General features: G+C 41.1%; 20 protein-coding genes and 1 pseudogene. 7 read left to right on the top strand and 14 right to left on the bottom strand.

The window, feature by feature from the left end; genetic code table 11:
* Window positions 1-343: 343 nt before the first annotated feature.
* Window positions 344-1,717 carry a methyltransferase RsmF C-terminal domain-like protein gene (locus tag ACVW2L_RS22415; RefSeq protein WP_457130172.1) on the top strand — a complete coding sequence of 458 codons (1,374 nt, stop codon included), beginning with the start codon at window positions 344-346 and terminating at the stop codon, window positions 1,715-1,717.
* Window positions 1,718-1,820: 103 nt separating this feature from the next.
* A complete protein-coding gene (locus ACVW2L_RS22410) occupies window positions 1,821-2,423 on the top strand; it encodes a glycerol acyltransferase (RefSeq protein ID WP_457130171.1) in 603 nt (200 codons plus the stop codon).
* 7 nt (window positions 2,424-2,430) lie between these two features.
* Here the strand turns inward: ACVW2L_RS22410 and ACVW2L_RS22405 are convergent, their stop codons facing one another.
* The 9 genes from ACVW2L_RS22405 to ACVW2L_RS22365 all read right to left on the bottom strand — a co-directional run bounded on the left by ACVW2L_RS22405 (window position 2,431) and on the right by ACVW2L_RS22365 (window position 12,249).
* Entirely contained in the window at window positions 2,431-3,915 is a 1,485-nt protein-coding gene (locus ACVW2L_RS22405; RefSeq protein ID WP_457130170.1) for a tetratricopeptide repeat protein, read from the bottom strand.
* A 287-nt stretch (window positions 3,916-4,202) separates the two neighbouring features.
* Window positions 4,203-4,442 carry a hypothetical protein gene (locus ACVW2L_RS22400; protein WP_457130169.1) on the bottom strand — a complete coding sequence of 80 codons (240 nt, stop codon included), beginning with the start codon at window positions 4,440-4,442 and terminating at the stop codon, window positions 4,203-4,205.
* A 14-nt stretch (window positions 4,443-4,456) separates the two neighbouring features.
* The gene (locus ACVW2L_RS22395) at window positions 4,457-4,864 is read right to left on the bottom strand and encodes an RNA polymerase sigma factor (RefSeq protein ID WP_457130168.1); all 408 of its coding nucleotides are present in this window, start codon (window positions 4,862-4,864) and stop codon (window positions 4,457-4,459) included.
* A gap of 262 nt (window positions 4,865-5,126) precedes the next feature.
* Entirely contained in the window at window positions 5,127-7,277 is a 2,151-nt protein-coding gene (locus ACVW2L_RS22390; RefSeq protein ID WP_457130167.1) for a tetratricopeptide repeat-containing sensor histidine kinase, read from the bottom strand.
* A 193-nt stretch (window positions 7,278-7,470) separates the two neighbouring features.
* Window positions 7,471-8,217, bottom strand: a complete 747-nt coding sequence (locus tag ACVW2L_RS22385) for a LytR/AlgR family response regulator transcription factor (protein WP_457130166.1) — start codon at window positions 8,215-8,217, stop codon at window positions 7,471-7,473.
* Window positions 8,214-9,257, bottom strand: coding sequence for a sensor histidine kinase (locus ACVW2L_RS22380; RefSeq protein ID WP_457130165.1), 1,044 nt, complete (start codon window positions 9,255-9,257; stop codon window positions 8,214-8,216). The genes ACVW2L_RS22385 and ACVW2L_RS22380 overlap by 4 nt, the downstream gene beginning before the upstream one ends.
* A 32-nt stretch (window positions 9,258-9,289) precedes the next feature.
* Window positions 9,290-10,129: a LiaF transmembrane domain-containing protein gene (locus ACVW2L_RS22375; RefSeq protein WP_457130164.1), complete on the bottom strand. Its 840-nt coding sequence runs from the start codon at window positions 10,127-10,129 to the stop codon at window positions 9,290-9,292.
* Window positions 10,130-10,246: 117 nt separating this feature from the next.
* Window positions 10,247-11,284 (bottom strand): agmatine deiminase family protein, encoded by a 1,038-nt coding sequence (locus ACVW2L_RS22370; RefSeq protein WP_457130163.1) that lies wholly within the window; start codon window positions 11,282-11,284, stop codon window positions 10,247-10,249.
* Between the two features lie 95 nt (window positions 11,285-11,379).
* Complete coding sequence (locus ACVW2L_RS22365) at window positions 11,380-12,249, bottom strand: carbon-nitrogen hydrolase (RefSeq protein WP_457130162.1); 870 nt, start codon at window positions 12,247-12,249, stop codon at window positions 11,380-11,382.
* A 203-nt stretch (window positions 12,250-12,452) separates the two neighbouring features.
* On the opposite strand from ACVW2L_RS22365, the gene ACVW2L_RS22360 reads away from it, so the two are divergent.
* Together ACVW2L_RS22360 and ACVW2L_RS22355 are read left to right on the top strand one after the other, a co-directional pair.
* Window positions 12,453-13,367, top strand: coding sequence for a lysylphosphatidylglycerol synthase transmembrane domain-containing protein (locus ACVW2L_RS22360; RefSeq protein ID WP_457130161.1), 915 nt, complete (start codon window positions 12,453-12,455; stop codon window positions 13,365-13,367).
* A 75-nt stretch (window positions 13,368-13,442) separates the two neighbouring features.
* Complete coding sequence (locus tag ACVW2L_RS22355) at window positions 13,443-14,147, top strand: SDR family NAD(P)-dependent oxidoreductase (protein WP_457130160.1); 705 nt, start codon at window positions 13,443-13,445, stop codon at window positions 14,145-14,147.
* Window positions 14,148-14,195: 48 nt separating this feature from the next.
* On the opposite strand, the gene ACVW2L_RS22350 is transcribed toward ACVW2L_RS22355, so the two are convergent.
* The 3 genes from ACVW2L_RS22350 to ACVW2L_RS22340 all read right to left on the bottom strand — a co-directional run bounded on the left by ACVW2L_RS22350 (window position 14,196) and on the right by ACVW2L_RS22340 (window position 15,146).
* On the bottom strand, window positions 14,196-14,369 hold the full coding sequence (locus ACVW2L_RS22350) for a hypothetical protein (RefSeq protein ID WP_457130159.1): 174 nt from the start codon (window positions 14,367-14,369) through the stop codon (window positions 14,196-14,198).
* A 1-nt stretch (window position 14,370) separates the two neighbouring features.
* The gene (locus ACVW2L_RS22345) at window positions 14,371-14,646 is read right to left on the bottom strand and encodes a hypothetical protein (RefSeq protein WP_457130158.1); all 276 of its coding nucleotides are present in this window, start codon (window positions 14,644-14,646) and stop codon (window positions 14,371-14,373) included.
* A gap of 161 nt (window positions 14,647-14,807) precedes the next feature.
* Window positions 14,808-15,146: a single-stranded DNA-binding protein gene (locus tag ACVW2L_RS22340; RefSeq protein ID WP_457130157.1), complete on the bottom strand. Its 339-nt coding sequence runs from the start codon at window positions 15,144-15,146 to the stop codon at window positions 14,808-14,810.
* 142 nt (window positions 15,147-15,288) lie between these two features.
* Here ACVW2L_RS22340 and ACVW2L_RS22335 point away from each other — a divergent pair, with 142 nt between their 5' ends.
* The 3 genes and pseudogenes from ACVW2L_RS22335 (at window position 15,289) to ACVW2L_RS22325 (ending at window position 17,825) form a co-directional block, all read left to right on the top strand.
* Window positions 15,289-15,654, top strand: coding sequence for a hypothetical protein (locus tag ACVW2L_RS22335; protein WP_457130156.1), 366 nt, complete (start codon window positions 15,289-15,291; stop codon window positions 15,652-15,654).
* Between the two features lie 145 nt (window positions 15,655-15,799).
* A pseudogene (locus ACVW2L_RS22330) lies at window positions 15,800-17,343 on the top strand (NAD(P)/FAD-dependent oxidoreductase).
* A gap of 5 nt (window positions 17,344-17,348) precedes the next feature.
* Window positions 17,349-17,825 (top strand): DinB family protein, encoded by a 477-nt coding sequence (locus tag ACVW2L_RS22325; protein ID WP_457130155.1) that lies wholly within the window; start codon window positions 17,349-17,351, stop codon window positions 17,823-17,825.
* 96 nt (window positions 17,826-17,921) lie between these two features.
* Here the strand turns inward: ACVW2L_RS22325 and ACVW2L_RS22320 are convergent, their stop codons facing one another.
* Both ACVW2L_RS22320 and ACVW2L_RS22315 read right to left on the bottom strand, forming a co-directional pair.
* Window positions 17,922-18,140, bottom strand: a complete 219-nt coding sequence (locus tag ACVW2L_RS22320) for a hypothetical protein (protein ID WP_457130154.1) — start codon at window positions 18,138-18,140, stop codon at window positions 17,922-17,924.
* A 101-nt stretch (window positions 18,141-18,241) separates the two neighbouring features.
* Window positions 18,242-18,637 carry a hypothetical protein gene (locus ACVW2L_RS22315; RefSeq protein ID WP_457130153.1) on the bottom strand — a complete coding sequence of 132 codons (396 nt, stop codon included), beginning with the start codon at window positions 18,635-18,637 and terminating at the stop codon, window positions 18,242-18,244.
* Window positions 18,638-18,643: the final 6 nt, after the last annotated feature.

The following is an 18,643-nucleotide window of genomic DNA, read 5'->3' as shown; positions in this document are numbered from 1 at the left end:
TCGTCGTTCTCTGTCGCAGAGAACTATTTTGTAAAACCCTTGCGGATTCTATTTTTCAATGTTTTGCTTCGTTGTAGAAGCGGCTGCAAAGATGCGAATAATTTAGTATTCATGTCAAGTGTTATTTTCACTTTTTTTAAATCTTTTTTTCTTCGCAAATCTTCAAAAAACAACCGGCTTTTTTACCGGCCGGGTTGCAAATGTAAGCAGAAAATCTGAACCACCGAAAACATTTTTTATAATTTTTTATATAAGGCCATAAACTACTGTAAACTAACGTTTAGCAAAAGCATATTGCCAATTAAAACCTACCCTATTAGGCTTTTTGTATATTTGAACACAGATGGAGACGAACCAATTCCCCCCAAATTTTCTTGAATTACTGAGCAACGAGCCAGGATTTGATCGCGATAATTTTGTTAACGCGCACCAAAATTCGGCTACACCGACAACAATTCGCCTAAATCCTTTCAAAAAAACAAATATAAAAGCGCGCAACCCGGTGCCCTGGTGCGCAGATGGCTTTTACCTTGATGCCCGTCCATCCTTTACATTCGACCCACTTTTTCATGCCGGCACCTATTATGTACAGGAAGCATCGTCTATGTTTATCGCACACATTCTTCAGCATATAAAACAACCGGAGCCTGTAAAAATACTGGACCTGTGCGCTGCGCCCGGCGGTAAAAGCACTTTGCTAAACTCGGCAATGGATGCCAATGACCTGTTGGTAGCTAACGAAATCATTAAAACGCGCGTGCCTGTGCTGGCCGATAACCTTACACGATGGGGAACATCAAATACCATAGTTACTAATAACGACCCAAAAGATTTTGAGCGACTGCCCGGCTTTTTTGATATAGTATTGGTTGATACCCCTTGCTCCGGCTCGGGCATGTTCAGAAAAGACCCTGACGCAATGACCGAATGGAGCGAGGCCAACGTTAACCTTTGCCACCAGCGGCAGGAGCGCATATTGGCCAACGTGTATCCTGCGTTAAAAGAAGACGGATACCTTATATATAGTACATGCTCTTACTCGCATCAGGAAAATGAGGACATTTTGGATTGGCTGTGCCAGACTTTTAATATGGAAAGCATCAGCATACCTATTAATAAAGACTGGGGCATAGTTGAAACACAGTCGCCTTTGAAAAAGGCGTGGGGTTATCGTTTTTATCCGGGCAAAGTAAAGGGTGAAGGCTTGTTCGCTGCCTGCCTCCGTAAAAAAGAGGAAACCACCGATCTGGGATCTTTTAAGAACAACAATAACCAAAAAGTAGATAAACACGAGATGGAACTGGTACGCAGTTTTATTATGCAGCCGGAAAGGTTTTATTTTTTTAAAGTGAACGATGATTGGCTGGCTATAGATAATGTGCACAAAGAAAGCCTAAACTTGTTGGCGCATCGGTTATATCTGAAAAAATCTGGCGTGCGAATAGGTAAAGTTGCGGGCCGCGACGTTGTGCCAGATCACGAGTTAGCTTTAAGCACTATAGTTAATAAGGATTTGATTTTGCAAACCGAGCTTGATTACGACCAGGCCATACAATATTTAAGGCGGGATAACTTAACTATTGATGCAACCGATAAAGGTTGGAGCCTGATGACTTATGAGGGACAAGCTTTAGGCTGGGCCAAGCTGCTGCCCAACCGTATCAATAATTACTATCCTAAAGAGTTACGCATATTAGCTCAGCCACCTAAAAATTGATATTTGTTGGATATTTAATCCGTGTTTTTATAAATACATTAAATTAGCGGCCATGATCATTAAATCAAAACCGTTAAAACCCTTCTTTTTTAAATGCGGGAGCATGCTTATTTCCGCATTGCTAAAACGGCGCTTTAATAAACTGATCATTAATCCGGTTGAACTAAAGCCTAACCACTCTTATATTTTAATGGTTAACCATTTTAGTTTTTTTGATGGGTTTTTTGCTTTTTATTTATGCGGAAAGGTTTTGTGGAAACCGGGTTTTATGCGCAAACTTTACATCATGTCGGTTAAAAAGCAGATGGAGAAGAATCCCTGGTTACAATATTGCGGCAGTTTTTCGGTTGAGCCCGGCAAGTTGTCGTTAATTGAAAGTTTTGATTACATAGGCGAAAAGTTATCTGAGCCCGGTAACTTATTTCTTTATTTCCCACAGGGGAACCTGGAAAGCATGCACATACGGGATATTGAGTTTCAGGATGGAATAAACGAAGTGGTAAGCCGTGTTAAAGGCAATTGCCAACTAATTTGGTGCAGCAACATTATTGAGTATTTTGAAAGCACCAAGCCGTCGTTATATTTTGAGATGCTTGATTGCGGCACAACTGCCGACTATGATTTTAAGCAACTGGTAGAAAAAGTGAATACGCACCACAAGAAAGCGTTGCAGCAACAAGTGAGGTTTACTAAATCTGCGCTATAATAAATAGCTAATCGGCTTTTACACGTGATAAGCCATCTTTAGCTTGATTATCTATACTGTTTTGATACTCGTGGTTTTTCATTGATAGGGTGAGTTTGAAAAACTCTGCTGCTTTTGTAAAGTCGCGTTTCTTCTCGTAAATAAGGCCGCTAAGCAAGGCTGAGTTGGCAGCATAATAATAACTGGTTGTTCTGCCTAAATTTATTGCACGCTGGTAGTTGGGTAACGCCGCTGTATCATTTTCCATAGCGTCGTAAGTGCGGCCAAAGCGGTAATAATATTCTGTTTTGTCCCTAACTATTTTGAGCTCATTAAACTGTTTGCTTTTGAGCATTGTGAGCGCCTTATCGTAGTAGCCCCCGTCAAAGTAAAATCTTGCTCTCAGCAATTCTTCGTCGGGGCGGCTATCGTTCGCTTCCTTTAAGGCCTCCTTATCTTTTTCATCTGCGGCTGATCCTTTGGTACGCACCAGATTAAGATAACTGTTATAGCCATCTATGTCTTTTTTTAGAAAAGAACAGTAAGCAACCTTTAAGTATGCATCCTTATTAAAGCTATCACCTTTATTTTCATTGATAAACTTCAGAAAATATTTATCAGCGTCCTTATCCATCCTACATAGTTTGGCATTGGCTAACCAGTAAGTTATTACAGGCATATCCATGTATTCTGATGTTTGCGGAGCATCTATAAATTTACTTATGGCTACATCTGTATGGCCAGTTTTAAATGCCATGTAACCTTGCAGGTAGCTTTTTAATAAACTCTTGTCGCTCATATCGCCGGCCATTGCCATCAATTGAGCATAGCTGCCTTTGTTTTTCAGAACATCAATATTGGCCAGTGCTATTATAAAAGTAACTTCATCCTTATAAAAACTGTATTTGGTACCGTCTAACTGGCTGCGTAACCGTTGCAATTGTTTTAAGCCAGTAGGTAAATCGCCCTTAACTCCCAAAAAGCCAACTATGCCCTTTGAGCTCGGCGGAATAGCGCCAACCAAAATATTTAACCAGCCAATGCTTTTTTGATTGGGAAGAAAATCAGGAAACTTCTCTGCGTTTTTTGTTAGCAGTTTATGCCCCTTGCGCATATCAAAAACGGAGGAGGGATAGTCGCCAAACTTAGCTTTCAACACTGCCGACTGTATGTAAATATCAGCTTGCGCGAGCATATAATAGGGCGATTTTTCGTCGTTGTCTTCTAATGCGTCAATCCGGTCAGAGCGCTTGTCTTTATATTTTGCGTAATCTGCCCTATTGCTTGAAGTAAGCAGGTAGAAATAATCCATATAGTTTTCCAGCAAAGTGATGATGCCGTTATCTGGATTAACGCGCTTTTCTTCTGCTATAAGTCTTTTTGCCTCAGGAAACCTAAGTTCAAAAATAGCTTTGAAAGCGGCTGTAGAGTTTTGATCTAAAGTAAAATCAGCTTTAGCAGGCTGTTGAAAGCCGATAAAAATTAAAAATAACAGAGCGTACTTATAAGCCATCCATCAAAGGTATTTTATTTAACTTATTAAGTAACTAATTATTGTGGATTGGGTTTTATGGGGGTTTATAATTTACGGGCTGTTGGTGTTTTACTTGGAAATATGACAGATAACGGCGAAGTTGTGCCTGCATTTTAACGTTAGCCTTAGCTACACGCATTAAAAGCTGGAATTTAATAAATTGGCAATTAATTTACCAATAAAACAAGCGCCAGTAGGGCAGTTATTTTGACAATGAAAACTGAGCGAGATACAGTTACATCTGTCTTTTATGAGTGAAACGTGTATTAAGTTGCTATTTCATTTAAAATAAATTTAAATGAATCGTCTGAAAGAACTGGAGAGCTTTGCAATTTTGGGTTTTCTACGACGGGATAATCCCTTAACTTCTGCGCTATCATTTCTCTCAATACAGCATCATTAGTGCCTGATACAAAATGTCTTAAAAGATATTTAATCTCGTAAGCCGAGCACTGATCATTCAAATAGCGTTGAAAGATATCGTTAAGTGAGTGTTGATCTGTCATCTGCCCCCCTTTAATCAACTAAGATCAATGGCTTGAAAAAGCCTGCCGGTGCTTCCGTTGCGATAGACCTGTCTTTCACCAATATTGCTGGTAGCAGTTATAATAAAGTAATTTTGGCGTCTTTTGTTTAAAGCAGCTTCCCTAAAAATTTCATAGACCAGGTTTTCGGCTGTTTTAAAAATATGGTTCCGAAACGGTTTACCGGGATCAATATTTTCTCTGTCAATCCATATTTTAACGAAAACTTCCCGGAGTATTTTTCCAGCTTGTTCTTCAGTCTTGACTAATCTTAGCATAGTACGGTATAGTCTAACCTTATAATTATTATAAAGTTGTTCCAAGGCCTGTTTGTCATCGGACTTTAGTAACATTATCAGCTCACTTTCAGCTAATAACATATAATTGATATGATTATTACTCATCCCAGTCAATGCTTTAATACAAAAATACTTAATTGCGCTTTAACTTAACTTATGTTTAACAGGATGATTAAAAAATTACGAAATCGCTATTACAATTATCATTTTTTTTTAAAAAATAATAACAACACTTCCTAAACGGAAAATATTCTGATTTTAAAAATGAGTTTTTAATTAAACGAAAAAAGAAGCACCACAAATTATTATTTTGATAACAATTAGAGTTTTTGCTATGATCTAATAGCAGATTGTTATGTTCAGCATATTACCCCAAGGGCAGATCAAAACACAAACGGGTGCCAATATCCAGCTTGCTTTCAACCCAAATTTTCCCGTTATATTTTTCAATCAGATCTTTACAAAATAAAAGCCCCATTCCGGTTCCGCTTTCATTTTCAGTACCCTGCAAGCTACTTACACGACTTTTAAACAAATGGAGTAAATGCTGTTCTGTCATTCCAATGCCGTTATCTTTAATACAAAAAAGCATGCGGTTATTTTCATTTAAAGCTGATATTTCAATTAAACCACCCCTGTTTGAAAATTTAATGGCATTGGTTAAAAAATTATGAATAACAATACGAATGGAACTTGGATCCGCAAAGGCGGCAACGTTCTGATCCATGTTAAGTGCTATATTTAGCTCCTTTTGCGTTATCCTGTCTTCCAGATGCATAAGTTCCTTATTTACCAGGTCATCTATTTTAAAGGGTTTAATATTGGTGTCAGTAGTATCAACCTGGCTATTGATCCAAAAAAGCAGTGTATCCAAAAAATCTGATGTGTGTTCAAGTTTATTGAACACGGTTGGCGTCATTTCAATAAACTCGCTATGCGTAATACTATCATCTATCATTAAATTAAAAAGTCCCCGCAATGTGCTTATCGGAGCCCTCAGATCATGCGCAAGCACGCCAATCAATCTGTCTTTCAACAAATTAAGTTCATTCAACTTAACTGCTTGATTCTGGATATCTTCCTGCTGCAACATTATTTCCTTATTTTTTTCCTGGAGCAACTTATTAATTGCTTTTTGCTTGCGCCTGCCTCTGTAATAAATGGCAGCCAATGTTGCTACTACTATTGTAATACCGGCATAAGCAATATTCACGCTTCGTTGCACCGCCAATTTTTGCCTAAACTCCTTTTCTTTTTTTAATTGCTTTTCGCCTATTTCTTTTTGCTCTTTAGCAAATTCTATCTCGAGATTATAGAAAGCTATCTTCTGTATACTTTCATTGTGTTTTAGACGGCCGCGCATGGTTGAGTAGACCAATTCCTGACGATACGCTTCCTCAAAACGCCCTAATCCGGCAAGTGCTATACTTGTTTGCTTGATAGCGTCTGTTTTTATGGCCGTACTGCCAAGACTAACAGAGGTGGTTTGAGCCTGCAAGGCAAAATTGTAAGCTTCCGTAAAATCTTTTTTGCTGTTAAATGCCTGTGCCAAACCAAGGCACGCCTTGGCTGTGTTATATTTTATTTTACTGTGATTGGCAGATTGTAACGAAAGGTTGAAGTAATATATGGCAGAATCAGTATTATGTGTGCGTAAATTATACAAACCAAAGTCATAGTAAATCAGACTCTCACCGTCCTGGTCGCGCATCTTTTTAAAGTTAGCCCTTGCATAATGCAGATAAGGTAAAGCTTCTGCATCTTTTGCCTGATCAAGCAATACCTCGCCAATGTTCTGAGAGATAACACCAAGTCCTTGCACATCATCAAGGCGAGTCCAAATATCTTTTGCCTTTTTATAATACTCAAGTGCCTTTGAATAAAGTTCCAGCTCGTGCATTATTATGCCAATATTGCAATATTTATCCGCAGCGGATAAATCGTCCTTTTTCTTTATGTTAATGATCAAAGACCTAAAATAATTATCAAGCGCTTTTGAATAATCTCCCCTATTATCATATGTAATCCCTATGAGGTTATAACATTCTGCTGCGTCTGTCTCGTTGCGCGCGTTAATGGCAATTTGAAGAGCTTTATCATAAAGCTTTATTGCTTTATCATAATTGCCTAAATAATCCTCAATGCTACCCAGCCCTGTATAGCAATTAAAAAGCCCATGCTTATGGCCAATTTGTGTATAAATGGCGAGCGCAGTATTATATAGCTTTTCTGCCACCTCATAATTGCCTATATAAGCATTTACCGATGCAACCTGCACATTACCATCAGCAATACCTTGTCTATCGTTAATTCTTTTCGCAAATTTTATTTCAAGCTCACCGTAATAGTTAGTACTGTCCGGAAAAGACTCATAAAATTCCAGCGCAAGCTGGTTAATGCGTCTTATGGTTATGGTGTCGGGCAGGGTGTTAGTATTTTTGAGCCGGGGCGAGATGAGTTTTTTTAAGCTATCTGTTGCGCTGTTAAATGGATGCGCAGACACAACAGAACAGAGCATGCTCAGAAAAATATATATCGCACAGTGGGGTTTCAATTCTATCAGTCAATAGTATAAGAAGTAAAACTAATATATAAATGCTATTAATAGTATTAAGGCGATGATATAAGCAAAAAAAACCGCGATATGCGGCTGTTTAAATACGTTGATTTAAGCGATACAACTAACAGGAATAATGGATAAAAATCTATCCCTATATACCTAACACCTGTTTAAGTTTAGCATACCCCGTTTTACTAACAGGTATTTTGGCACCTGACTTAAGAATTGCCAAATGACTATCTTTTTCGTAAGGGTCTATACGCGTAATTTCCTGTACGCTTAATATATATGAGCGATGCACCCTTACAAAATGCCGGGGATCAAGCGTTTGCTCAAAAAAGCTCATGGTTTTGTTTTTAAGGAACGAGCCTTCGTGCGTAAATACGCTTACGTAGTCATCGTCGGCCTGCAGGTATTGCACATCGGCGACAGGTATAATTTTAACCTTTGTACCTGTTTTTACAACAATGCGTTCATGCTGCTGCGGCGAGTGCGATGCGGTTTCTAAGAGATTTTCTGTTTGTTTTGGCACTGTACCGATAGCTGACGCCTGCCCCAAATATTTTTCAATGGCCTTTGCAAAACGCTCTTTACTAAAAGGTTTTAGCAAATAATCCACGGCATGTGCCTCAAACGCTTTTATGGCATATTCATCAAAAGCGGTAGTAAAAATAATGGCCGGCGCGTCGTCAACCAACTCCAGCATTTCAAAGCCATTTATTTTGGGCATTTGCACGTCTAAAAAAACCAGATCCGGCTTGTGCTGCTGTATAGCTTTAAGTCCTTCAAACCCGTCGCCACATTCCTGTAGTACTTCTACCTGCGGAAAATCCAGCAAATACTCCTGCACTACCATGCGGGCCAAAGGTTCATCGTCAATAAGTAAAGCTCGGGTCATAACTGCGGTATTTTTATTATGGTTGTAAATATATTATCATTTGCGTGTGTTTCCATCAAATCATTACGTGCAAATAACAAATATAAACGGCGCTGCACGGCGCTTAAGCCAAAACCGGTCCCCTGTCGCGGGCGCGATGTTTTAGGATCAAACGGATTTTGTACTATCAGTTCAAGATAGTTTCCATCCAATTCTGCCCTTATGCTTACCACCACTTCCTCTGTAGTGTCATACAAGCCGAACTTTATAGCGTTTTCTACAAGAGGCTGTAACAGCATAGCCGGCATTACGCATGATCCGCAACTTTCGTCACAACTTATCTCAGTTTTTAAGCGGTGTCCAAATCTAACTTTTTCAATATCAAGGTATAAGTTTAAATGCTGTAGTTCTTCACTTAAACTAACTTGCTGCTGATCGTCTTTGCGCAGTGTCCCGCGTAAAAAGTCTGATAACTGGTGTATCATTTTGCGGGCCAACTCTGGCTTAAAACCAATTAAGGCGTTAATAGAGTTTAGGCTGTTAAACAAAAAATGCGGCTGCAACTGCTGGCGCAAATTATACAACTCTGCTTCGCGGGCAAGCCTTTCGGCCTCAGTTTTACGCTTTTCGTTTTCTTTTTGATCTTGCTGGGTATACCAGATCATACTTATCATGGCCATCCATCCTATCGCCAAAAAATTAGTAAACGACCGGATAACCATTGATTGCCCCATAAAACTTGCGTAAACAGCTTCCGGATTTAGCAAAGGCAAAATATAACGACTGCCCGCTGTACATGCGGCGGCTAAAGCAACGCACCATATTAAAATATTAATGTAACTGCCCTTACCAGGCTGATAATAACGTAAGTTGTTGTTAATAAGCCAGCATGCCGCAGCCAGCAATATGGTACTTACCGCACCGTCTGTAATACCGGTAAACCAGTCAAAACCAAAGCTGTGCATAATGTAGCTTTGCAGGCCGGCCCATGCCAACCCGCAAGCTGCAAATGCACCACGCAATTTTGAAAATGTTAATGATGTAGTTGAGTGAGCTGCCACAAGTAAATTGCTATATTGATGTTATTTACTAATTAATAGCTGCGCACATCTACGCCTGCAAATATGGATGTTCCTTTAATTACCAGAATTTTATTCGGATCCTGCGGAACCGCAGTTCTAACGCGTTTGTCATCAAACCCGGCAAATACTGCTGCTACGTCTGATACTACTGTCCAATGCGACGGCACTATCATTTTAACTCCACCAAACACTTGTGTTACGTCAATATAAACTCTGCCGTTAATGTCTGATTGAGTGAGGTCAATTTCAGCACCGCCAAAAACGTTTACTATTTCGCCACCCTGAAAGTTTTTTGAATAGATAGTTTTTTTAACGCTGCCAAAAATAGAAACCGCGTCCAAATGCTCGTCGCCTGAATAAAAGGGTTGACTTTGTGCGTTGGTAGTACCGGCATCTGCCATGGTGCTAAAATCTGCAAGTGGTTTCTCGGCTGTTAAAGGCTGCTCTACGTTGAAGTCGTATTTACTGCTCTCCCATTTTTTTTTCCAGCTCTTTTTATCCCAATGTGTAGTTTGATTTCTTCTTACTATCATCCACACGCCAACTGTAATTAGTATGCCGGGAAAAACAATAGCGCCTGCATCTAAACCGGGTATAGCCTTACCAAGCAAAAATAATATGCCAATAACTACAGCAACCAGCCATGATGAATTACGAAAATTATTCTTGCTACCTATATAAAGGCCGCCTACAATAAGCCACATTGGCCAGCTAAGCAGCCAGCTGGGAAAGAAGAAAAAGTCAAATTCTTTGAGTAACCAGGAAGCGCCTATGCACAGTAAAATAATTCCGGCGAAAACTTTTCCTTTGTTTGCACTACTTTGGTGATCTATATTAGAGTTAGTATCCATGTCTTTTAAATTAATTGTTACTCAAAAGTAACGCACTAATATAGCAAGCCCAACTTAAAAAAGGCAAGCATCTATTAAGAACTCGGTAAAAGCGGCTAATATGTCGGTGAAAAATTCTTATACCTCAGGCTCCTGCTGGCTAAGGCAGTGAAAGCTCCCTAATCCCCAGATAATATCTGTCGAATCTATCCCTATAACTTTCCGGTCAGGAAAACATTTGGTAAGAATATCCAGCGCCTTGTCATCATTGGCACACCTGTAAGTTGGTACAACAACAGCGGCATTACCAATATAAAAATTAGCGTATGATGCGGGTAGGCGCATGTCGTCATAAACTACCGCATCGGGCATGGGTAATTCAATTATATTTAATTGCTTGCCATTTAGCAGGCGCATGGTTTTTAATGATTGTAAATTCTCTTGCAGCAAGTAGTAATTATCGTCGCCCTTATTTTCTTCAACAACGGTTACAACGGTATCTTCATTTACAAAACGGGTTATGTCGTCAATATGCCCGTCGGTATCGTCGCCAACTATACCATCGCCCAGCCACAGTATTTGTTCTGCGCCATAGTAGTTATACAGGTACTCTTCTATTTGACCCTGATTTAAATGCGGATTACGATTAGGATTCAATAAACATGCGGTGGTAGTAAGTATGGTTCCCTTTCCATTAAAATCAACAGACCCACCTTCCATTACTATGCCCGGATGATAAACCGGCAGGTTAAAATGATTGGCTATTTTAGTTGGTATAACGTCGTCCAGATCAAAGGGTGGATACTTGCCTCCCCATGCATTATAACCCCAGTCTACTATAGCTTTTTGCTTAGTGGCCTGATTCATCAAAAACGCCGGACCATGATCGCGGCACCAGGCATCATTACTCTCAAACTCGAAGAACTCGATTTTGCTCAAATCGGCATCTACCAATTGCAATTGCTGTTTGGCAAAAGCGGCCATGTACTCATCCCTAACATTTATACGCACCAGTTCACCCTCTGATAAAGCTTTAATAAACTCGCAGTATTTAGGATAAATGGTTACAATCTTGCCCGGCCAGGATTCTTCCTTATGCGGCCAGCTAAGCCAGGTTGCCTTATGTTTAGCCCACTCAGCTGGAAAATGATATCCTTGTTGTTTCGGGTAGTTCATGGTAGATATAAAGTAAACCTGTCATTGCGAGGTACGAAGCAACCGCGAACTTTGCAGCGTGCTATTGCTTCGTACCTCGCAATAACAGGTGGTTATTAGTCGTTATCTAAAAGACGTTTTGTGATGGGTTGATATGAATCTATGCGGCGATCCCGCAAAAATGGCCAGTGGGTGCGGTAAAAATCAGTTTTACCCAAATCAAGTTCCTGCACTACAACTTCTTCGTCATCAGTTGATGTTTGATGTATTAAAGCACCAAACGGATTGGCAAAGAATGATCCTCCCCAAAATTTAACGCCGGCTTCCTCTCCTACCCTGTTTACACTTACCACATGCACTCCATTGGCAACAGCGTGCGAGCGCTGTATGGTTTGCCATGCGTTGTATTGCTCAACATTGGTGGCTTCATCCTGCGTAGTGGCCCAACCAATTGCTGTTGGATAAAATAATATTTCTGCACCCATCAAGGCGGTAATACGAGCCGCTTCAGGATACCATTGATCCCAGCAGATCAGCACGCCGATAGTAGCAAATTTGGTTTTAAAAACCTTATAACCCAGATCGCCGGGGGTAAAGTAGAACTTTTCGTAAAAACCCGGGTCATCCGGTATGTGCATTTTGCGGTATTTACCTAAATAAGCACCGTCAGCATCCAAAACCGCAGTGGTGTTATGGTAAAGGCCCTGCGCACGTTTTTCAAATAGCGATGCTATGATAACAACACATAACTCCGCTGCCACTTTTGAAAGTTCATCGGTTGATGGACCGGGAATAGCTTCGGCCAATTGAAAATTATCGTGATCCTCCACATCGCAAAAATACAGCGAAGTAAAAAGCTCCTGCAAGCAAACTATCTGCGCACCTTTTTGGGCTGCTTCTCTCACCTTAGCAATCGCTTTCTGCAAATTCTGCTGCTTATCAGCAGTACAGCTCATTTGCACAATACCAACTTTTACTTTACTCATGTCCGCTAAAAATTTCTGCAAAAATAAGGTTTTTTAAAGATTAGTTGATTGGTGATTAGCGATTAGTTGACTTGTGTTTCGTCACAGTTATATAATATTACAATACAGATTTGTAAAGTTATTACTTGCGTTTAACCTTAATTAACTATTCCCTAATCTTCAATCTTTAATTAACTAATCTCTATTTACTACCTTTGCGCGCAATGACAGAAATAGACAAAAGCATCATTGACGAAGTGGAGGACGAGATAAAACCCAAAACTTTAAAGTCAAAGCTTTGGAACATTACCAAAACAATCTTAAAGTTCGCTGTAACGTCGGTATTGTTATACTTTGTATTCAGACGGGTGCCGCTTGCAGATGTTAAGTACAGACTATTACACGCCAACTATTGGTGGATGGGAGCGGCATTGGTTAGTTTTTCACTTTCCATGATAGTTTCCTCTTGGCGTTTAATGAGTTTCTTTAAATCTATTAACCTTCATCTTGATCCCCGCTTTAATTTCCGGCTGTATTTATTAGGATTATTCTATAATTTCCTGCTGCCAGGTGGTATAGGCGGCGACGGTTACAAAATATACATGCTTAATAAAAGCTATAAACTACCGGGTAAAAAGGTTTTTTGGGCCATACTGTTTGACAGACTAAGCGGCCTCTGGGCTATAGGGCTGATAACGGTTATGCTGATTTTCCTTATACCGCAAATAGATATACATATAGGCATTCCCTTAGGCATATTCGTTGCTGCTTCAATAGTTTACTATTTTGTGGCTTATACGTTTTTTAGAGAATACACACGTCATTTTTTTGCAGGGCACGCAAAGGCTGTTCTGGTGCAGGGCTTACAAGTAATGGCAATCGTTTTTATATTATTAGGACAAAATTTTGATGGGAAATTTTCGCCCTATCTGCTGTCTTTTCTCATCTCTGCTTTGGCCACCATTATTCCCATAAGCATTGGCGGTGCCGGAATAAGAGAAACGGTGTTTATGCAACTTAACCAAAGTATTTCCGATGGACGAAAGCCTGGCGGTGTTTTTGCCGGGTTCATTTTATATAATATCGTTGTTAGTAGCACTATCTGGCATTTACTACGTATTGCGCCCAAGCCGACTTGAAGATGGCTTACCCAAGGGCGATGTTGTTGTTGGAGAAACGGACGACGATGCGGTTGGAAATTAATTATTAGCAGTATGAACATTATTATAACAGGTGCCAGCAGCGGCGTAGGTTTTGAAGCTGTTATAGAACTGGTTGCTACAGGCAAACATAAGGTAATAGCATTGGCCCGTACGCAAAACAAACTGGAAAAACTGGCCGAGATAGCTGTGGGTTTAAATCCGGATGCTGTTATATATCCTATTGTGTTTGACATTGTGCACGATGATTACGCCGATCTGCAACAGTTTATCAAAACCCATTTTGATGGAACTGTGGATGTACTGATCAATAATGCAGGCGCGTTGGTAAATAAACCCTTTACCGAACTACTGGAAACCGACGTTGTTGAAATGTTGCAAAGCAACTACCTGGGCCATGTACGCATTATTCAAAATCTGTATCAGTTTATGCCTTCAGGTTCGCATATTTTAAATATTGGCAGCATGGGCGGTTTTCAGGGGAGTTCAAAATTTGCGGGACTGTCAGCTTACTCTGCAAGCAAAGCCGCTTTACATACCCTTACCGAATGCCTTGCCCAGGAATTTAACGAAAAGGGAATATCCGTTAACTGCCTGGCCTTAGGCTCTGCGCAAACCGAAATGTTAGAGAAAGCCTTCCCAGGCTACCAATCGCCGGTAATGGCGTTTGAAATGGGTAAATACATTGCTGATTTTGCCTTAACCGGCCATAGATTTTTCAATGGGAAAATTTTGCCGGTAGCGTTGAGTACGCCGTAAAAAAGCCCGAACAGTAAAGTTCAGGCTTCTATGTAGTTCGGGATTCCTTTATTTCTTTAAATACAGGAAAAATATAGCCAGGGTGGCACCCACATGGCCTATCCAAAAGATAAACATCCAGGCTATAACTTCGCGCTTATTCCCCCTCATGTCTTGCAAAAGCTTTTGTATTTCGCTGCGCACGTCATCTTTAGTTGCAACTAATTCAATGCCCTTTACCATACTATTTTTTAAGGATAAGCATTATAACAGCTACTGTTGCGCTAAACTGACCGATCCAGAATACAAACATCCATTTTATGGAGTTACCAATTTCTTTGCTTAGGTCGTATTTCACCTTTGCAAGATCATCCTTTGTAGCTAAAGATTTAATAGTTGCTTCCACAGACCGTTCTGTTTTGTTATCGATGTATTTAAACATAGCCTCGGTTGTTTCGTTACCTAATTTATCAGATAACAGCTGGTACAGCCGGGCGGTTTCCTTTGCTTCTAAGTACATAACAAATATAAAATAAATGTGATAAGGTTAGGTTTAGGTGATGTAGGTTTAGGACATTGTATCTTTTTATAGTGGCAGTTTACAGTAGCAGTAGGCAGTGGTAGCCAAATTAGTATTCACTAAACAGCTCTTTAATTTACTGCAAACTGCCCACTGTAAACTTACGCTCTCGCTCCAACTTTTAAAAATTCGTGCACTACTACTTCGGTGGCGTAGCGTTTGTTGCCGTCTTTATCTATGTAACTGCGGTTGCTTAGCTTACCTTCTATAACTACCTCGTCGCCTTTTTTTAACATGTCGCCGGCTATGCCTGCCTGTACACCCCAAACTACCAGGTTGTGCCATTGCGTTTCGGTAATGCGCTCGCCCTTATCATTCTTGTAGCTGTCGTTAGTAGCTAATGATAGCTTGGTTAATTTCTTGTTGCCGTCAAATATTTTTACTTCCGGATCCATACCCAGGTTTCCCACCAGGCGTACGCTGTTCTTTAATGAGTTCATAATTTGCTATTTTTTCGTTTCGTATTTGATGATACAAAGGTGCAGCTTGCTAAAAATATTAGTCGGTTAATAAACGTTTACAATCGATAATAACCGTTTGCAAACGTTTGCAAATAAATAATTAATTGATTACCTTAGCTTTATGATTACCGAAAAAACTTGTTTAGATTGTGGTACCGTTATACATGGCCGTGCGGATAAAAAATTCTGCAATGATCTCTGCCGAAATAACTACAACAACCAGCTAAACAGTAACAGCTATAACCTGATCCGCAACATCAACAATATATTAAAGCGTAACCGCCGTATTATGGAAGAGCTTAATCCGTCAGGTAAAACAAAAACTACCACCGTTAAAATGGCGGCCAAGGGCTTCAACTTTAAATACCTTACCAATAAATATGATACCGCCAATGGCAAAACCTACCACTTTTGTTACGAGTACGGTTACCTGCCCTTGGATGGCGATGAGATACTACTGGTGAAGCGCGAGGAAAAAGCAGAGTAATAAACAAACAACCTTTTCCATATTCTCCCAATCACCAATCTTTAATCACTAATCTTCCAACAACCAAACTTTGACCTTTAATCACCAATCATCAATAACTAATTCACTAAATTGCACCCATCCGGGATAAAAACCCGGCAACAACATGGTAAAAGAAATTGAAATTGTATGCTCGCCAGAGCAGCACGAAGATATAGCGGCACTAAAAAGTATAGCCGCCACCACCCTTAAAGTTGCCACCAAACAGGTAACCCACCTCAAAATTTTAAAACGCTCTATTGATGCCCGTGGCCGCAAGGTAGTGTACCGCATGCAGGTACAGGTTTTTATGGGCGAAACTAAAGCGCCTGATGTTTTCACAGTCAACTACCCTGATGTAAAAGATGGTAAACCGGTACTTATAGTAGGTGCCGGTCCGGCTGGATTATTTGCTGCTTTGCAATGCATTGAAATGGGTTTAAAGCCTATTGTGTTAGAACGGGGTAAAGATGTAAAACAGCGCCGTCGGGATCTGGCTAATATCAATAAGCAAGGGCTGGTTAATCCCGAGTCGAACTATTGTTTTGGTGAGGGTGGCGCAGGGACTTATTCTGATGGCAAACTCTATACCCGATCTACCAAACGTGGCGATGTAAATGCTGTTTTGAAAACGTTTGTTGCCCATGGTGCTGCAGAGGATATATTAATAGATGCCCGGCCGCACATTGGCACCAATAAGCTGCCGCAAATAATTACCGCCATGCGCGAGAGCATACAAAATGCAGGCGGTGAAGTGCGGTTTGATGCTAAGGTGACGGAGCTGCTCATCAGTTTTGATCAGATAAAAGGTGTGCAATTAGCAGATGGCGAAAAGTTAGCTGCCGACGCCGTTATACTGGCCACGGGCCACTCTGCCCGCGATGTGTTTGAAATGCTGCGCCATCAGGATATTTTAATGGAGGCTAAAGCTTTTGCCTTGGGTGTGCGTATAGAACATCCGCAGGAAATTATCGACAAGGCGCAATATCATTGCGATTTCAGGGGCGAACACCTGCCACCGTCTTATTATAATCTGGTAGAGCAAGTAGAAGGGCGTGGAGTGTTTTCGTTCTGTATGTGCCCGGGGGGGATCATAGCCCCTTGCGCCACGGAGCCGGGCGAAATAGTAGTGAACGGCTGGAGCCCATCCAAACGGAATAATCCTTACGCCAATTCGGGTACAGTGGTACAGATCAATCTGGAGGATGTGATTGGCGATAGTGCCGATCCGTTTAAAATGCTCAATTTTCAGCATGAGGTAGAAATGGCGGCTTTCCGTGCAGGAGGCGGTAATTTGGTGGCACCAGCGCAACGGATGGTTGATTTTGCAGAGGGCCGCTTGTCGCGCGATCTCCCTAAAAACTCTTACTTGCCCGGCACCAAAAGTGTCGACCTTTTAGAAGTGCTCCCTTTTAAAGTGCACGAACGCCTGCGCAAGGCCCTGCCTGTCTTCGGCAAAAAAATGAAGGGCTATTATACCAACGAAGCGATATTGTAGGTGTCGAGTCGCGCACGTCATCGCCCATAAAAATACCCCGCGTTAAAGAAACCTTACAGCATCCGCAAGTAAAAGGATTGTTCCCTTGTGGTGAGGGGGCAGGTTATGCAGGGGGGATAATATCTGCTGCAATTGATGGCATAAATTGTGCTGTGGCAATAGGGAAGATATAAAGCTTATGAATACATCAACTCAACTCCAAGCCGAACTAAAAAAAGTATTATGGGGCCAACCGTGGTATGGCAACTCGGTATATGTTACACTAACCGGTATCAACTTTGAAACAGCTATTAAACGCCCGCCGGGTGGCGCGCATACCATAGCCGAAATTGTGCTGCACATGATAAGCTGGACCGAAGAGGTGATTGATCGTATAAACGAAAAACCTGCAGGTTTGCCTTTAGGTGGCGATTGGCCGGAGCCGGCCGCTCTTGATGAGCTGAAATGGAACTTGTACCTGGATGACCTTAAACTGGTAAACACCAACTTGCTAAGAGCCATACAGGACTTCCCGGAAGAAAATTGGGACCAGCCTATTATCGATGATCGCGGCGAAGAACCTATTGTTACCTATGCCGAAATGGTTTATGGCTTAATTCAGCATCATATTTACCATCAGGGGCAGATAGGGTTGCTGGTTAAGATGCTATCATAAATAAAGCAGGTCATGCTGAACTTGTTTCAGCACCTCACATACTAAGCGCGCTTTAATGTCCAGTGGGATGCCGAAATAAGTTCGGCATGACTATATTTAATATGCTAGTTCCTCACAACTAAACCCCGCGCCTTTTAACAGCAACTCAATCTGCCGCGGCGAAAGCTCATCATCAGATACCACTCGTAAAATATTATCGCAATCTTCCAGGTCGAAATTCCATTCCTCAATTTCGGGGCGCGAGCTTAACAGTGGTTTAATACTATCAACCAGATGCGGCGCCGAAACACTTGTTGTAAATACCAATACGTTCATGTTGTTATTGATTATGGTTTGAAATAAGCGGAGGCTTTGCATCTTATCAACCCCTCCGCCCATATAACGATCATGCTAATCTAAACAGGACAGTTTGCCTGTTATTCTTCTGATTTTTTTACATCATTTGCCCAGTCGTTCCATTTACTGGCAAACGGATGGTTACCACAGCGCTCCTTCATTTTTTGTTTGAATGTTTCGCGCTCATCGGGCGTCATGCTGGCAAGGCGCTCTTTCATTTTCCAGCGCATCCATGGTGCGCGGCCACCGCCGCCGCATGGCCCGCAACCCCGGCCGCCGCCCCGGCCAAAGCCAAACAATAGCTTGCAAAGTACAAACAGGCCCATTGCCTGCCAAAAGGTTATAACGCTATACCCAAATATGCCGGGTACCAGGCAGTTCCATAACGTCATCACCGCGAAGCTTACCAGCGACAGGAATGCCGCCCCAGCCAGGGGTATAAATATGAAACGCCCTTTATAAAATGCTTTTTTCATTTTCTT

Source organism: Mucilaginibacter sp. HD30 (assembly GCF_054061755.1).
The sequence above is the reverse complement of the archived record's forward strand: the minus strand, read 5'-3'. Positions and strand labels throughout refer to the sequence as shown.

Bases quoted from the DNA above. Each gene is read 5' to 3' on its own strand.
- ACVW2L_RS22415 (WP_457130172.1), top strand. From the start codon at position 344: ATGGAGACGAACCAATTCCCCCCAAATTTTCTTGAATTACTGAGCAAC.
- ACVW2L_RS22410 (WP_457130171.1), top strand. From the start codon at position 1,821: ATGCTTATTTCCGCATTGCTAAAACGGCGCTTTAATAAACTGATCATT.
- ACVW2L_RS22405 (WP_457130170.1), bottom strand. From the start codon at position 3,915: ATGGCTTATAAGTACGCTCTGTTATTTTTAATTTTTATCGGCTTTCAA.
- ACVW2L_RS22400 (WP_457130169.1), bottom strand. From the start codon at position 4,442: ATGACAGATCAACACTCACTTAACGATATCTTTCAACGCTATTTGAAT.
- ACVW2L_RS22395 (WP_457130168.1), bottom strand. From the start codon at position 4,864: ATGAGTAATAATCATATCAATTATATGTTATTAGCTGAAAGTGAGCTG.
- ACVW2L_RS22390 (WP_457130167.1), bottom strand. From the start codon at position 7,277: ATGCTCTGTTCTGTTGTGTCTGCGCATCCATTTAACAGCGCAACAGAT.
- ACVW2L_RS22385 (WP_457130166.1), bottom strand. From the start codon at position 8,217: ATGACCCGAGCTTTACTTATTGACGATGAACCTTTGGCCCGCATGGTA.
- ACVW2L_RS22375 (WP_457130164.1), bottom strand. From the start codon at position 10,129: ATGGATACTAACTCTAATATAGATCACCAAAGTAGTGCAAACAAAGGA.
- ACVW2L_RS22370 (WP_457130163.1), bottom strand. From the start codon at position 11,284: ATGAACTACCCGAAACAACAAGGATATCATTTTCCAGCTGAGTGGGCT.
- ACVW2L_RS22365 (WP_457130162.1), bottom strand. From the start codon at position 12,249: ATGAGTAAAGTAAAAGTTGGTATTGTGCAAATGAGCTGTACTGCTGAT.
- ACVW2L_RS22360 (WP_457130161.1), top strand. From the start codon at position 12,453: ATGACAGAAATAGACAAAAGCATCATTGACGAAGTGGAGGACGAGATA.
- ACVW2L_RS22355 (WP_457130160.1), top strand. From the start codon at position 13,443: ATGAACATTATTATAACAGGTGCCAGCAGCGGCGTAGGTTTTGAAGCT.
- ACVW2L_RS22350 (WP_457130159.1), bottom strand. From the start codon at position 14,369: ATGGTAAAGGGCATTGAATTAGTTGCAACTAAAGATGACGTGCGCAGC.
- ACVW2L_RS22345 (WP_457130158.1), bottom strand. From the start codon at position 14,646: ATGTACTTAGAAGCAAAGGAAACCGCCCGGCTGTACCAGCTGTTATCT.
- ACVW2L_RS22340 (WP_457130157.1), bottom strand. From the start codon at position 15,146: ATGAACTCATTAAAGAACAGCGTACGCCTGGTGGGAAACCTGGGTATG.
- ACVW2L_RS22335 (WP_457130156.1), top strand. From the start codon at position 15,289: ATGATTACCGAAAAAACTTGTTTAGATTGTGGTACCGTTATACATGGC.
- ACVW2L_RS22325 (WP_457130155.1), top strand. From the start codon at position 17,349: ATGAATACATCAACTCAACTCCAAGCCGAACTAAAAAAAGTATTATGG.
- ACVW2L_RS22320 (WP_457130154.1), bottom strand. From the start codon at position 18,140: ATGAACGTATTGGTATTTACAACAAGTGTTTCGGCGCCGCATCTGGTT.
- ACVW2L_RS22315 (WP_457130153.1), bottom strand. From the start codon at position 18,637: ATGAAAAAAGCATTTTATAAAGGGCGTTTCATATTTATACCCCTGGCT.